This is a genomic window from uncultured Chitinophaga sp. (assembly GCF_937898475.1).
Lineage (GTDB): Bacteria > Bacteroidota > Bacteroidia > Chitinophagales > Chitinophagaceae > Chitinophaga.
The window spans coordinates 61154-74325 of record NZ_CALEJS010000010.1; the positions used below are offsets into that span (position 1 = coordinate 61154).

15 protein-coding genes are annotated in these 13172 nt (G+C 48.9%); 3 read left to right on the top strand and 12 right to left on the bottom strand.

Features of this window, described 5'->3' with window-relative positions; translation table 11 throughout:
- Nucleotides 1–2 precede the first annotated feature (2 nt).
- Both Q0577_RS00660 and Q0577_RS00665 read left to right on the top strand, forming a co-directional pair.
- Entirely contained in the window at nucleotides 3–1364 is a 1362-nt protein-coding gene (locus Q0577_RS00660; protein WP_298731765.1) for a RagB/SusD family nutrient uptake outer membrane protein, read from the top strand.
- A 19-nt stretch (nucleotides 1365–1383) separates the two neighbouring features.
- Entirely contained in the window at nucleotides 1384–2649 is a 1266-nt protein-coding gene (locus Q0577_RS00665; protein ID WP_298731767.1) for a TlpA disulfide reductase family protein, read from the top strand.
- 52 nt (nucleotides 2650–2701) lie between these two features.
- Here Q0577_RS00665 and Q0577_RS00670 read toward each other — a convergent pair whose 3' ends face one another.
- From Q0577_RS00670 to ubiE, 7 genes are all read right to left on the bottom strand, one after another.
- The gene (locus Q0577_RS00670) at nucleotides 2702–3061 is read right to left on the bottom strand and encodes a hypothetical protein (RefSeq protein WP_298731769.1); all 360 of its coding nucleotides are present in this window, start codon (nucleotides 3059–3061) and stop codon (nucleotides 2702–2704) included.
- Nucleotides 3062–3127: 66 nt separating this feature from the next.
- Nucleotides 3128–3559 (bottom strand): MauE/DoxX family redox-associated membrane protein, encoded by a 432-nt coding sequence (locus Q0577_RS00675; RefSeq protein WP_298731771.1) that lies wholly within the window; start codon nucleotides 3557–3559, stop codon nucleotides 3128–3130.
- A 43-nt stretch (nucleotides 3560–3602) separates the two neighbouring features.
- Nucleotides 3603–4520 carry an AraC family transcriptional regulator gene (locus Q0577_RS00680; protein ID WP_298731773.1) on the bottom strand — a complete coding sequence of 306 codons (918 nt, stop codon included), beginning with the start codon at nucleotides 4518–4520 and terminating at the stop codon, nucleotides 3603–3605.
- A gap of 151 nt (nucleotides 4521–4671) precedes the next feature.
- Entirely contained in the window at nucleotides 4672–6000 is a 1329-nt protein-coding gene (locus Q0577_RS00685) for a DNA mismatch repair protein MutS (RefSeq protein WP_298731774.1), read from the bottom strand.
- A gap of 184 nt (nucleotides 6001–6184) precedes the next feature.
- Entirely contained in the window at nucleotides 6185–7531 is a 1347-nt protein-coding gene (locus Q0577_RS00690; protein ID WP_298731775.1) for a dihydroorotase, read from the bottom strand.
- A gap of 96 nt (nucleotides 7532–7627) precedes the next feature.
- A complete protein-coding gene (locus tag Q0577_RS00695; protein WP_298731776.1) occupies nucleotides 7628–8338 on the bottom strand; it encodes a porin family protein in 711 nt (236 codons plus the stop codon).
- Nucleotides 8311–9045, bottom strand: a complete 735-nt coding sequence (ubiE, locus tag Q0577_RS00700) for a bifunctional demethylmenaquinone methyltransferase/2-methoxy-6-polyprenyl-1,4-benzoquinol methylase UbiE (protein ID WP_298731778.1) — start codon at nucleotides 9043–9045, stop codon at nucleotides 8311–8313. The genes Q0577_RS00695 and ubiE overlap by 28 nt, the downstream gene beginning before the upstream one ends.
- A gap of 144 nt (nucleotides 9046–9189) precedes the next feature.
- Between ubiE and yihA the strand changes: the two genes are divergently transcribed.
- Nucleotides 9190–9798, top strand: a complete 609-nt coding sequence (gene yihA, locus Q0577_RS00705) for a ribosome biogenesis GTP-binding protein YihA/YsxC (protein WP_298731780.1) — start codon at nucleotides 9190–9192, stop codon at nucleotides 9796–9798.
- Between the two features lie 260 nt (nucleotides 9799–10058).
- Here the strand turns inward: yihA and Q0577_RS00710 are convergent, their stop codons facing one another.
- From Q0577_RS00710 to Q0577_RS00730, 5 genes are all read right to left on the bottom strand, one after another.
- Nucleotides 10059–10535: a ribonuclease H-like YkuK family protein gene (locus Q0577_RS00710; protein WP_298731782.1), complete on the bottom strand. Its 477-nt coding sequence runs from the start codon at nucleotides 10533–10535 to the stop codon at nucleotides 10059–10061.
- A gap of 144 nt (nucleotides 10536–10679) precedes the next feature.
- Nucleotides 10680–11063, bottom strand: coding sequence for a CoA-binding protein (locus Q0577_RS00715; protein WP_298731784.1), 384 nt, complete (start codon nucleotides 11061–11063; stop codon nucleotides 10680–10682).
- 34 nt (nucleotides 11064–11097) lie between these two features.
- The gene (locus tag Q0577_RS00720; protein WP_298731786.1) at nucleotides 11098–12042 is read right to left on the bottom strand and encodes a TIGR01777 family oxidoreductase; all 945 of its coding nucleotides are present in this window, start codon (nucleotides 12040–12042) and stop codon (nucleotides 11098–11100) included.
- Between the two features lie 56 nt (nucleotides 12043–12098).
- On the bottom strand, nucleotides 12099–12605 hold the full coding sequence (locus tag Q0577_RS00725) for a MarR family transcriptional regulator (protein WP_298731788.1): 507 nt from the start codon (nucleotides 12603–12605) through the stop codon (nucleotides 12099–12101).
- 73 nt (nucleotides 12606–12678) lie between these two features.
- Nucleotides 12679–13068 carry a VOC family protein gene (locus Q0577_RS00730; protein ID WP_298731789.1) on the bottom strand — a complete coding sequence of 130 codons (390 nt, stop codon included), beginning with the start codon at nucleotides 13066–13068 and terminating at the stop codon, nucleotides 12679–12681.
- Between the last annotated feature and the right edge of the window lie 104 nt (nucleotides 13069–13172).

Here is a 13172-nt window from a genome sequence, read left to right on the forward strand (position 1 = left end):
GCATGAGGAGTGATTATATATTGTCTGCCTGTATGATCGTGCTGATGGCGTGCGGTCTTTCATCCTGTCAAAAGTTCCTGGATGCAAAGCCTGATGACAGGCTGTCCCTGCCTTCTACCATAACAGACCTGCAACTGTTGCTGGATGATTATAACACCCTGAACACGCAATATCCCTACGCACAAGAGCTGGCTGCCGATAATTTCTACCTTGCAACAGACGACTGGAACACGCTCAACCAACTGGACCGGGACATCTACTCCTGGCAGAAGAATGATCAGACCCTTGACCGGTGGACAGCCGCCTACCAGGCAGTGCTCAGCACCAATATTGTGCTGGAAAATATCAACATTGTGCCACACAGCCCGGGCGAACAGGCCGCCTGGAACAATGTGAAAGGCTCCGCTTTGTTCTTTCGTGCTTTTTACTTTTATGGTATTGCACAGGTATACACTTTGCCCTACAATAGCAGCAGCGCGGCGGCAGATTGGGGCATACCCTTACGCCTCAACGCAGATTATACACAGGTATCAGTAAGGTCCTCTCAGGAACAAACGTACCGGCAGATCATAACAGACCTGCAGCAGGCCATATCACTGCTGCCGGTAACCCCCGCTATCAAAAGCCGCCCCGCGAGGCCTGCGGCATACGCACTACTGGCCCGTGTGTATCTCGACATGCAGCAATATGCTGACGCAGGGGCTTACGCTGATTCCTGTTTACAGTTGTACAACCACCTCATTGATTATAACACCCTGGATCCCACTGCAGACGATCCTTTTGAGCGCTTCAACGATGAAGTGATCTTCGAGGCATTAGCGCCGGTTGCTGATATTGCAGCTGCGCTGTGCAGGATAGATACGCCGCTGTACGCGTCCTATGCCGCTAATGATCTTCGCAGGGAAATATATTTCAGCAATAACAACGGCTATACCGTTTTTAAAGGTGATTATAGTGGCTTGGGCGCCGCCAGGAACCTCAATATATTTACCGGCATTATTGCGGATGAAATGTACCTGGTGAAGGCAGAAAGCCTTGCAAGGGCCGCTAATACCACTGCCGCCATGCAGGCTTTGAATGCGCTGCTGCTAACGCGGTGGAGAACAGGCGCTTTTGTTCCCCTCACGGCTGCAAACCCTGCAGAGGCATTACAGCAAATATTGACAGAAAGAAGAAAGGAACTGCTTTTCAGGGGCGCACGCTGGTCAGACCTGCGCCGCCTGAAAGATGACCCACAGTTTTCGGTAACGCCTGTACGTATTATTAATGGCCGGCAGTATGAGCTTGCGCCCAATAGTTCCCGCTACGCATTGCAGTTGCCACGTTCCGTGATCGAGCAAACGGGAATGCCGCAGAATCCATGATCAGATAACCACATGTGAAATGTTGACAGCAACCATCTTAAACCTGCAGCTCCTGTTGCAATCCATGATCCCTGTGCATCAGCAGGGACTGAGCGTAGGAGATAAATGCCCCGACCTTTTTATCTCCTCCATTATCAACCACCCCAGCGGCAGCGCCCGTCTTTCAGACTTCAAAGGAAAACTGGTGATACTCGATTTCTGGTCTACCTGGTGTCTTCCCTGTGTAGCCGCCCTGCCTAAAATGGAGGCGCTGCAGCAGGCTTTTGGCAACCGGGTGCTGATCCTGCCCGTCACCACCCAGCAAAAGGAAATGATAGCGGCCTTCTGGAAAAATAACCGTTACACCCGGGAGCTTTCCATCCCTTCTGTGGTAGATGATACCGCGCTCAGCGCCTGCTTCCCGCACGAAGGCGTACCGCATGAAGTATGGATAGATGGCAACGGCATTGTGCGCGGCATCACCACAGAGCAGTATGTGAACGCCGCCAACATTCAGCGCCTGCTAAACGGCGAAACCGTCAACTGGCCTGTTAACAGCACCAACTACGATTTCCGTTATGACGCTCCACTGTTGATGCCGGCGGATAATGGTCCAGCCACACCGGGAAGGATCTACTACTCTGCCATTACGGAATACCTGCCATCCGGAATCAGGCCTATGGCCGAATTCAGTATTGACAGCGCCCAACGTTACGTGCGGTTTTATGCGCTTAACCAGCCTGTTATTGGTCTCTATAAACAGGCTTTAAAGTACACTGATCTTTACGGGCATCACAACCGCTTTATTGTAGTAACAAAAGATTCCTCCCGTTTTTTCTACGATCCTGCAAAATACTATTACGAAGAATGGATGAGCCGCAACGCGTATACGTACGAAGCCCGTATGCCTTTGTCTGCAACAGAGGAGGTCGTGCTGAACGCCATGCGCTCGGACCTTAACAGGTATCTCGGCTTACGGGGGCGTTTTGAAAGAAGGCGGATGCATTGCCTGCGCCTGGTAACAAAGAAGTCCCGCCTGCTACCCCTGCGCCGCGACAATGCGCCGTTGCAGGGCAAAAGAGGCGTGCTTCTGTTCACACATACAGATGAAATGGTGTTGTCGCTCAACCTTACGGAAGGCATACCCCCCATCATTAATGAAACGGGTATAGATGCGCCGCTGGCCTTAACGCTCGATGGCTCCCTGCTGAAAGACCTCCCGGGTCTCCGTTCCGCGCTGCAGGGGTATGGGCTGGATCTGGTGCCTGCGGTGCGTGAGCTGAAAGTGTTTGTGCTGTCCGAATAAAAAAAGGCCACCTCCCTGTGTTGTGAGGTGACCTTTCCTTTAGTATCTGCTTTTACGGTTTTTCCCTGAGCAGGTAGCCTACGGATGCACCGGAAGTATTAAAATAAGTAACAAGCTGGTTGTCGAGAGGAGTGCCCTGTATGATCACCGGTTGCCCGCTGCTGTTCATTTCTGTCTGGATGGCGCAGAGATGAACATTGCTGGTGCACTCTACCGGATAGCTGCCGCCCACAACAATATAATTGTTCACATTCCTTGCTTCAGTAATATTGGATGCAATATCATCCCCCCCGTCGGAATAGAGGAACCACTGCGGGACAAAAGCGCCTTGCATATTTTTACTCGCCTTGGTATAGGTTACTGCTGCTACCGCAAGCACAACGGCTGATAAGCCAATGGTAAATTTTTTCATATAACAAATGGTTTAATGATTATGCAATGCGCCTACTCTTTTATGCAGGTTTTCGGCACGGCCTGTTTATTGAATTGATAAGCTGCTGCGCCGCGGCTCCCGGCTTAGCAGGATTCCCCCCAAGGCGAGCAGTGTAAAAGCAATATTGAACACCAGGTGCTGTTTCCAGGTAAAGCGGCTGATCACACCTCCGCATGAGCAGGGCAGCGGACTGGTAAAACAAAGCATGTAAGCCAGGTAAGAAGTGAAGATCAGCATCAGCATAAATGCAGCATACAGGCCCTTGCGCCGGGTGCCTGGTATGAATAGCAGTAAGGAAACCAGTATCTGGCTCACAGGTATCAATACAGACACAAGATTTGCATAACCCGAGATCAGCGGAGAGCTGCGGAGTACCAGGCGGAAAAGCGCAATTTCACTGAGCTTGCTCAGGGCCGTGTAAAGGAATAGCAATATAAACAGGCCCCCGATAATTTCTACAATGAGTTTTCTGTACATAGGAGTTCTCTAATGTTGGCTTCATTCAGGCGTTGCCGTAAAACTACTGCAAAAATCCTTTTCCCACTATACTAACTCCATTAGTTCTGTGAACCCTGGGCGGATATCCGTAAAATTTTTTGAAGTCCCTGGTAAAGTTGGTAGGCATATATCCAAGTTCGGCTGCAATATCAGATACACTCTTATTGCTCTGGAGCAACAGCTGCATGCTCTTCTCCATCCGCTGTTTGTGATGGTAGTTCCACACGGTGGTCATGTAGTACTTCTTAAAGCCCTGTTTCAGTTTTGACTGGCTGATACAGAAATTGCGGGCCAGCTGGGCCAGGTCGGGCCTGGTGTCCAGGCGGTTGCAGAGATAGGCGCGGATGGTCTCGAACAGGCGGCTGTTGGCATCTCCGCCTGCAGGGTTTTCAGTTCCCGTTTCGTCCAGCACCAATGCCTGTATCTCCAGCAGCTTGCTGTACAGCTGTATCTCTGACGTTTTTTTATCCGGCGCAATCTGGAGCGTTTCATGAATCAGCTGGTAAAGCTTATGGCGGATAATGCCCGAAACAGGCGGCAGCGCATCGGGCCCGTCTATGCCCCAGGAAGCATATAAACCGGGATTTAACTGTATCTCATGTGTAGCATTACGCAGCTGCAACAGGTTATACTGCCCCTGGTACAACCGTTTTGACCGCGCACCATTGATGCGGCAATCCACGCTGCCCTGTAACATGCAAAAAAGTACAGGCCCCTTCTCCTCCGATGAAAGCCGCAGTTTTACAGGCCCTTTTACAAATATCCAGTGATGAGAGAGCGTGTAATTCCGGATACTGGTTTGCTGTTCAAGTATCACGGCTACAGGAGTGGAAGACAAAAGGCTTTTCGCAAAAGGGTACTGGTAGCTTCTATAGGGGATGGGTATCTCATCACCGGCACTGATCAAATGCGCCGGCACATCGGGAAAAGAGTACTTCATGGGCTCGTAATTTTGGTTAACATGATGATTATAAAACGGTATAATTGTTGGCAGGCCGGGTTTTCCATAACATTGGGTAATGCCTGAAATTAAAAAACGCCACTGCACTTGTCTTGCAGTGGCGTTAAAAATTTTAGTAATACAAACTTGTCTATTTTATCTCTTTGAGCAGGTCCAGTACTTTTTCCCGCTTCAGTATCAGGTATCCTATTTTTTCTTTGGCAATACCGTCTTTCAGCTGGTAGGTAAAATGCAGGTTGTCTGCTATCACTTCAGACTCAAAGTATTTAAACCGGATATTGGGCTCATCCTGTAAGGCTTCCGCCAGTTCGTACAGGTGCGTGGATAGTATGAACAGGCAGTTGCTGCTGCGCAGTAATCCCTGTATAACGGCCAGCGAACAGTTTTTGGCGTCTTCCACATTGGTGCCCTTGAACATCTCATCTATCAGCACCAGCCAATGTTTGCCGTTGCTGATCTTGATGATGGTGTTCTTGATGCGTTGTACTTCGCTGTAGAAATAACTTTCTCCCTTAAAGATATTATCCTGCACCTGTATGTTGCTGAAGATACCATGGAAGAAGCTGAGCCGCATCTGTTGTGCAGGTACGCCCATCCCGATGTGCGCCAGGAACACCGCTACCCCCACCGCTTTGATGAAGGTGGTTTTGCCCGCCATGTTGGCGCCTGTAAGGAAAAGAAAATGGGCGTCCGGGTCCAGGTTGATATCATATGATACGGGTGACTGCAGGATCATATGATACAATTGCTTTGCATGCACAAAGGGATGCGCCGTATTCTCAAACTCGGGGAACTGCAGTTTGTAGTGCTTCATTGCTTTGGCCATGGCATAATAGGCGTCCAGCTTCTGGTACAGCTCCAGCAGTTCCCAGAGATGTTTTTTCTGGCGGTTACGTACCAGGTTATCGTAACGCAGTATCTGTATAAAGTTCAACTGCTCCGGCGCTGTGATCGTTAACAGATCAGCAAGCTCCCGCTGGCGTAACAGGTGCTGCGCTCTGTCCAGCAATTGTTTCAGCACCAGCGGAGTTTCGTCTGAATTGAATGATTGTACCAGCGACAGGAAACCTTTTACAAGGTTCAGCAGCTGTGTGAAAGAGAATTTGATGAAACCGTAATCAGGTGCATAAATGGTTTTGGTGATCACTGCATTGAACAGTAATCCCGGGCCGGCGGTATTGGAGATAGGAGAGATCTGCGCTTCCAGGTAGTTCTCCATCACCACTATGGTACCGTTGGTGATGATCTCTGGCCAGGCGGCTTCCTTCTCTAAAATGTATCGTAACGCATCCTGTCTTTGCTGAATGGCGGCAATATTCTGTAACGGCGCGCTGAACAGCTGACGGAGGTATTCTCTCCCTCCTGCAGTAGTGGTAAAATCCAGCCGGTGAAATAAGGAATACTCCTCTTCCCGGTTAAAGATAGATAGGTCGTAATAGGTTGTCTTGTCCAGCTCCATTTGTTAGTTATTAGTTGTCAGTTATCCGTTGTCACCAGGTAGTTGTCAGATTGACGCAAAACACTTATTTGTTATATGTACAGATGCAGTATACTGCAAATTCCATAATACTGACCCCGTTTATTTGTTACAAAAGATATAAAATAATTCCGTTTCTGTTCACTGACAACTGATAACCGGCAACTCAGCACCTGAACAATAAGCGCTGACCCTGCCTGCTTTCATTAAAGACGCCGTTCTGCCAGGCCAGGTGGCCGTTTACAAAAGTATGGGTAATGGCTGCCGGGAAGGTATGCTCTTCAAAGGGACTCCAGTTACATTTATAGAAGATATTGTCTTTGTCTATGGTTGAGGCCTGCTGCAGGTCAACGATCACACAGTCTGCAAAATACCCTTCGCGCAGGTAACCTCTTTCACTGATGCGGAAACATTCCGCAGGCGCATGGCACATTTTCTCTACCATTTTTTCCAGCGTAATATTATCCTTGCTTACATGTTCCAGCATCATCAGCAGGCTGTGCTGCACTAATGGAACGCCGGAGGGCGCCTGCAGGTAGGGCTGTTGTTTTTCTTCCCAGGTATGCGGGGCGTGATCGGTGGCGATGATATCCAGCCGGTCGTCCAGCAGTCCATTCCACAGTGCATGTTTGTTATGTTCCGCTTTAATGGCGGGATTGCATTTGATCAGGTTACCGTAGCGCACATAATCATCAGCGGTAAAGTAAAGATGATGCACACATACCTCTGCGGTTATACGTTTTTCGGCCAGCGGCAGCATATTGCTGAACAGCTGCAGTTCTTTTTCTGTGGAGATATGCAGGATGTGCAGGCGGGAATTATGTTTCTGTGCAAACTGTATGGCCACCAGGGAAGACTCAAAGCAGGCTTCTTCATTACGGATCAGCGGATGATCGGCCGCGGTGAGGTGGTCTTCTCCCTTTTCCGTTTTAAAGCGGGCCATGTTCTCACGGATGATCTTTTCATCTTCACAGTGTGTGGCAATCAGCAATTCGCTTTCAGAGAAGATCTTTTCGAGGGTAAGGTAATTGTCCACCAGCATGTTGCCGGTAGAAGAGCCCATGAATATCTTAACACCGCACACGCGGTCTTTTTTATCGTTCGTTTTCAGCACCTCTTCAGCATTGTCGTTGGCCACGCCCATAAAGAAAGAGTAATTGGCCAGTGAGTGAGCACGGGCGATCTCATATTTTTCTTCCAGCCTTTCCTGCGTAATTGCCTCGGGTTTGGTGTTGGGCATTTCCATGAAGCTGGTCACCCCACCTGCCACTGCTGCACGCGCTTCGGTATAGATGGTGGCTTTATGAGTAAGGCCGGGCTCGCGGAAGTGCACCTGGTCGTCTATTACGCCGGGCAGCAGGTGTTTACCCTCACCGTTGATCTCAGTGTAATTGCCTTCAATGCTGATCTGCGGAGCTATCTTTTCAATGCGGTCGTTGCGGATCCATACGTCCTGTACGGTAGTCTTTCCTTCATTCACCACCGCAATATTTCTGATGAGGTAATTTTGCATGGAGCAAAGATAGACAATTGGGAAAAGCTATTAGCTGTTAGCCAAAGCCATTATATCCGCTTTAATGCCAACAGCTGACAGCCAGCAGCTAGTTGCTTATCCTTCTAAATGTATCGAAAACACGATCATCCGTGACTGCAGTTTTTCGATCACATTGGAGTAGCGCAGGTTGGGATCTTTTACGTGTACATTGCCAAAGCCATTGCTGACTTTGAACTCTGGAGAGAAGATGAAGCTCTGGAAATAGAATTCAAAGCCGGCGCCCAGCTCATAGCCGTAGTCGCCCGTTCTTACTTTCACCAGCTGGTCATCGCGACGGGAACGGGCGTTGGCGGCCAGGTCATAGTCATATTTCAGTCCGGCGATCGTGTATACCCGCATGTTACCAATGCGGTCAGATTTGAATTTTATCTGTATGGGAAAGCTCAGCAGGATGGATTCGATCTTTTTATCGGTTTCCGGTTTTTCCTGGTAGTTTTCGCGGTAGTAAAGATTCTTGGAAGCAAACACCAGCTGCGGGTTAAAGCGCAGGTCAAAATACTGGCTTAAACGGGCGTTAGCCAAAAGTCCGAGGTTAAAGCCTACGGTTTTCAGCGGCTCTACCACCATAATGGAATCCTGTTTAAGGAATACCGGCGCCTGGTGCAGTTTAAAAGCAGATTGATTGGCAGCCAGCGTTATACCGAAGTAGTAGGGTTTGGCGTCATGTTCCAGCATATTCATCATTTGCTGGGCGTGAGCCGTTGCAGGCTTCCATAGGATCGTCAATAGGGATAAGGTTAGCGCGTTGCGCAATAAATTGAACATATGCCGAAAGTGAGCGTTTTGCATGTAACCGACTGGAAACCAGTATTAGTTAAAATATTACACATTACCGGTCCCTGTGGGAAAGCCTTTACTGAATCCGGCAGATAGCTGTAGGCCGCCTGGCTTTTTGCAATCCATTTTCCTAACAGGGGGGTTATATAACGAAAATACAAATTATATAATTGTTTAATGGGAAAAACTGTTGGGTTAGAGAACTCCAGTATCACCAGTTTCCCACCCGGTTTTAACACCCGCCGCATCTCAGACAACCCTTTTTCCAGGTGCTCAAAATTCCGGACGCCAAAGGCAACCGTTATCGCATCAAACGTCTGGTCAGGAAAACTTATTGTTTCACTGTCGCCTGTCTGCAGGGTAATTTTATTGCCAAGCCCCAGCTTTTCGATCTTTTTGCGGCCGATAGCCAGCATGCCTTCAGAAATGTCGATACCAATAATACTGTCGGGTTGCAGGAGGCGGTTGGCCATGATGGCAAAATCACCGGTGCCGGTGGCCACATCCAGCATTTGTTTGGGTTGGAGGGTTTTCAGTTGTTTTAGTGCTTTTTTACGCCAGATCACATCAATGCCCAGCGACATGAAATGATTCAGGAAATCATAGCGGAAAGCGATATTATTGAACATGTCCGCTATTTGCTCCTTCTTACTTAATTTTGACTCCGCGTAGGGAACTACCTTTTTGTCCGACATAAGGGGCAAAGTTAGGTAAGCCGTTGAAATTAATAATGAATAATTAATAATTAACATGCCCGGCGCACGGGTGTGCTTTAAGTGGCACAGGTGCTAAAAGCGTTATTAATTGTTAATTGTCAGAACAGTAAAATTGTAACATCAATGATTATAAAGTCGGCAGAGTATCTTATCAGTAATGCAGAATGGGATAAATGTCCCAAGCCAATTCTGCCGGAGTATGCGTTTATAGGACGATCTAATGTGGGGAAGTCTTCACTGATAAATATGCTGGCTAATAATGAAAAGCTGGCCAAAACCTCGGGTACGCCTGGAAAGACCCAGCTGATCAACCATTTCATTATCAACCAGGCCTGGTACCTGGTGGATCTTCCGGGTTACGGCTTTGCCAAGGTGAGCCAGTCGCAGCGCCGCCGCTGGGAGCAGATGATAGAGAACTACCTGCGCAAAAGGGAGAACCTGGTCAATGTATTTGTACTGATAGACAGCCGTCATACCCCCCAGAAGCTGGACCTTGATTTCATTAACCAGCTGGGAGAGTGGCAGGTACCTTTTAACCTGGTGTTCACCAAGGCAGATAAGAACACCCAGGTTGAGACCAGCCGCAATGTAAAAGCCTTCCTGAACCGGCTGAAAGAGGACTGGGAATTCCTTCCGGCCCACTTTGTAACATCCACGGTCAAGAAGTCCGGCCGTGATGCCATCCTCACTTTTATAGATGAAATGAACGCCCAATTCCGGGCAATCGCTTAAGGCGGCTTCCCTGCTTTTACATAGCTGCGGAAGGTGTTATCATTATTGCGGGCAGCCTTCAGCAGGTATAAGTGTGGAAGCAGCTAACAGTACGTAGATGGCAAGTTTCATGAATAGTGGATGTAGGTATAAATAAAAGGGAGGAACATGCCTGTTTGTACAGGAAACAGAAAAATGGGGGAAGTATAGGGGAGACAAAGTTACCGGACGTGCGGAACACATCCTTTTTTGCGTGTTTTGGGGCATTGCACCTCGCGGGCTTAGTTCACCACCTTATTGGCGCAGCTGCTGCTGGCGAAGGCTTCGGGTTTGGCCTTAAAGGCAAAGCCCATACCCAGTATATAACCCATTGCTTCGCGCAGCGCCTGGTTACTCTTGAACTGGGGATTGGTGTTGATGTCTGCGTGTACTTCCATATCCACATCGTATTCTGTGAACAGGTCGCACAGCTCATAGGCGATCTCAATGCTCTTGGCCACCTCGATCAGCATACGTTCCTTGATAGAATAGGAATCGCGTGTCTTTTCATTGTGGATGAACATAAAACCACCGTGGCCTTCGCGCAGAAAAACGATCACCGTAGCAAATTCGGTCTCTGCGCCCTTTACCTGTGAGTCAGTACCAATGCAAACTTTCAGCTTGAACCCCCGGGCGCTTTCCCGGATGATGGCCTCCCGTACTTCATCCTTGATCGGCAGATGAATAGGATCGCCATTGAATCTTCTCCATTTTAACATGTGTATGTATAATTAAGAGTGAATAGGCGTTAGTGTTATACGCTATCAATCTGTTGGAGAAAAGCCGATCTGTATCTGTAGCCAGGCGGATATGGGGTAGATGGATAGAAAGAAATTTACCGAATATACGAAAAAAGCAGCAGATCAGTACTGCCCGGTGCTCAGTAGTACCAGGGTACAGGCCTCCATGGGCCTGATGCCATGTTGGGACGCCAGTTGCTCCAGCTCTTCGTTCTCCGTACCGGGATTAAAGATGATGCGTTTAGGACGCAACTGGAGAATGTAATCATAATACTCCTGCTGTCTTTGTGGGTTCAGGTACAGCGTAACCGTATCCACATTTTCAAGCGGGGGATGATCTTTTATCACAGGCGTACCGGCAATCTCCGCTTCGCGTTGGCCAATGGCTACAACCGGGTGCCCATGCGCCTTTAGCCGCGACACCGCCAGGTAACTGTACCGCGCCGGATTGGGTGAGGCGCCCAGCACCACCGTTAATTTCTTATCGCCATTGTTCGAGGTTTCCATTACCACTAAAATAAGTTATTTTACTGAAACAGGGTCAGAACAGGTGATATTGCCGCCGCGGCAGCTGCTGCAGTATATGCTCAAACGCGCCCTGCAAATGAGGGTACCTGAACCGGAAGCCTTCGCGGGTAATGCGGGTAGGTAATACCCAGCGGCTCTTCAGCAGCAACTCTGTTTCCGTGCCTATCAGGCAGGCGCCTAAGAACAACAGCCAGGCGGGAGCGGGAAGACCCGTTACATGCCCGCTCACTTTCCGCAGCGTTTCCATAAAGGTATTATTCCTTACGGGATAGGGGGCGCTGCAGTTAAAGATACCCTCCTGGTTGGGATGCGCATACAACCAGGCGATCATCCTGCACAGATCGGTGATATGCACCCAGCTGAACATCTGCTGCCCGTTGCCCTGGCGGCCACCCAGCCCGTATTTCACCAGGTTCAGGTAGGGCGGCATTACACCACCCTGGTGGCCCAGTGTAACGGCTATACGTAATATCACTTTCCGTGTATGGGGCAGGGTTATATCATTAAAGGTCTGTTCCCAGCGTTTGCATACCTGTACGGAAAAGTCGTTGGCCATCTCTCCCGTAAATTCATCCATAGGGCGGTCTTCCGCATGGCGGTATATCGTGGCAGATGCCGCGTTGATCCAGAGCTGCGGCGGGTTTATCAGGCGGCTGCTCGCCTCGCCTAATATCGCTGTGGCCTTTGTACGGCTGTCAAAGATCTCTTTTTTGTTCCGCTCTGTGTAGCGGCAGTTTACACTTTTACCTGCCAGGTTAATAAGCAGGTCTGCATTTTCCAGCTCGCCCGCCCAGCCGTTCAGGGTTTCTCCGTCCCAGTATACATAGCGTGTACGCCCGTGGTTCACTTTGGGATGCCGCGCAAGGATGACAATATCGTTCCTGTCGCCAAAATGGTCAAGCAGACCCTGGCCTATAAAGCCGGTGCCCCCGGCAATCACTATTTTTTTGTTTTTCATGATCTGTGTAATTTCAATACTTTCAATAATTATTGAAACAGTATGAGAAAAAAATATTACTTGAAGAGCTTCATCAGGGTACCATAGAACCAGCTTTCTTCGGCCTTAACGAAAGAAGTGATGGTCTTGTCTGTCTGGTGGGCAAACTTGTTGATATTATGAATAGAATCCCTGAAGGCTTTTACATATTTGTCTTTCTGGTCTCCTTCCACATCCTGCAGCTGGTTCAGCACTTTCATGATGGGGTCCAGCTCGCGCTTCTTCCTTTCCCTGGCAATTAAGGTGGCCACTTTCCAGATGTCTTTTTCAGCAGTAAAGAACTCGCGGCGTTCCCCGGGCACCAGCACCCGTTCTACCAGGCCCCAGTTGATCAGCTCCCGTACGTTCATGTTGGTATTGCCGCGTGAAATGTTCAGCTCCTGCATGATCTCATCAGCACTTAGCGGATCAGGCATTACCATTAACAGCGCATGGATCTGCGCCATGGTACGGTTAATACCCCATTGGGCGCCCAGTGAGCCCCAGGTTTGAATAAACTGTGCTTTTGCTTCCGCTAGTTTCATCCATATAAAGTTAGGGAAAGTTATTGAAGTTTCAAAATATATTGAAAGATAAGCAGGAGAGGACCAGATTTATTTACTGCATGGAGTGTAAGGCGATATGGTTCCCTTCAGAATCCCGTATAATAGCATAGTAGCCCAGTGCCTGCTCTTCAGATACCGGGGTTTTTTCCTGGATGATCTTACCGCCTGCATCCGTTACGCGCGCCAGTACAATGCTCAGGTCATCGCCTGCATTCAGGTACACCAGGCAGCCGCGCTGACTGGGTATATAATCCGGGCCTTGTACAATAGCGCCGCCAACGCCGCCTCCCTGCGGGTCATGTGGTAAGAAACCCCTGCGGTTGGGTCCTGCCAGTGTATCCTGCATGTGATAGTCAAACAGGCGGCTGTAGAATTGCCTGGCTCTGTCAAAATCATTTACGGGTATCTCGAACCAGTTAAGTGTATTTACGGGAGGTTTCATGACAGGATAAATTATCAGGATGATGAGCTGGGGCTGCTCACTAATTTACGAATTATAAGTGAATTTATTTACAAATTAACATCCTCCTTATCATGTTCACAATC

Excerpts from the sequence above, each read along its gene's own strand:
- Q0577_RS00660 (WP_298731765.1), top strand. The coding sequence starts at position 3 with ATGAGGAGTGATTATATATTGTCTGCCTGTATGATCGTGCTGATGGCG.
- Q0577_RS00665 (WP_298731767.1), top strand. The coding sequence starts at position 1,384 with ATGTTGACAGCAACCATCTTAAACCTGCAGCTCCTGTTGCAATCCATG.
- Q0577_RS00670 (WP_298731769.1), bottom strand. The coding sequence starts at position 3,061 with ATGAAAAAATTTACCATTGGCTTATCAGCCGTTGTGCTTGCGGTAGCA.
- Q0577_RS00675 (WP_298731771.1), bottom strand. The coding sequence starts at position 3,559 with ATGTACAGAAAACTCATTGTAGAAATTATCGGGGGCCTGTTTATATTG.
- Q0577_RS00680 (WP_298731773.1), bottom strand. The coding sequence starts at position 4,520 with ATGAAGTACTCTTTTCCCGATGTGCCGGCGCATTTGATCAGTGCCGGT.
- Q0577_RS00685 (WP_298731774.1), bottom strand. The coding sequence starts at position 6,000 with ATGGAGCTGGACAAGACAACCTATTACGACCTATCTATCTTTAACCGG.
- Q0577_RS00690 (WP_298731775.1), bottom strand. The coding sequence starts at position 7,531 with ATGCAAAATTACCTCATCAGAAATATTGCGGTGGTGAATGAAGGAAAG.
- Q0577_RS00695 (WP_298731776.1), bottom strand. The coding sequence starts at position 8,338 with ATGTTCAATTTATTGCGCAACGCGCTAACCTTATCCCTATTGACGATC.
- ubiE (WP_298731778.1), bottom strand. The coding sequence starts at position 9,045 with ATGTCGGACAAAAAGGTAGTTCCCTACGCGGAGTCAAAATTAAGTAAG.
- yihA (WP_298731780.1), top strand. The coding sequence starts at position 9,190 with ATGATTATAAAGTCGGCAGAGTATCTTATCAGTAATGCAGAATGGGAT.
- Q0577_RS00710 (WP_298731782.1), bottom strand. The coding sequence starts at position 10,535 with ATGTTAAAATGGAGAAGATTCAATGGCGATCCTATTCATCTGCCGATC.
- Q0577_RS00715 (WP_298731784.1), bottom strand. The coding sequence starts at position 11,063 with ATGGAAACCTCGAACAATGGCGATAAGAAATTAACGGTGGTGCTGGGC.
- Q0577_RS00720 (WP_298731786.1), bottom strand. The coding sequence starts at position 12,042 with ATGAAAAACAAAAAAATAGTGATTGCCGGGGGCACCGGCTTTATAGGC.
- Q0577_RS00725 (WP_298731788.1), bottom strand. The coding sequence starts at position 12,605 with ATGAAACTAGCGGAAGCAAAAGCACAGTTTATTCAAACCTGGGGCTCA.
- Q0577_RS00730 (WP_298731789.1), bottom strand. The coding sequence starts at position 13,068 with ATGAAACCTCCCGTAAATACACTTAACTGGTTCGAGATACCCGTAAAT.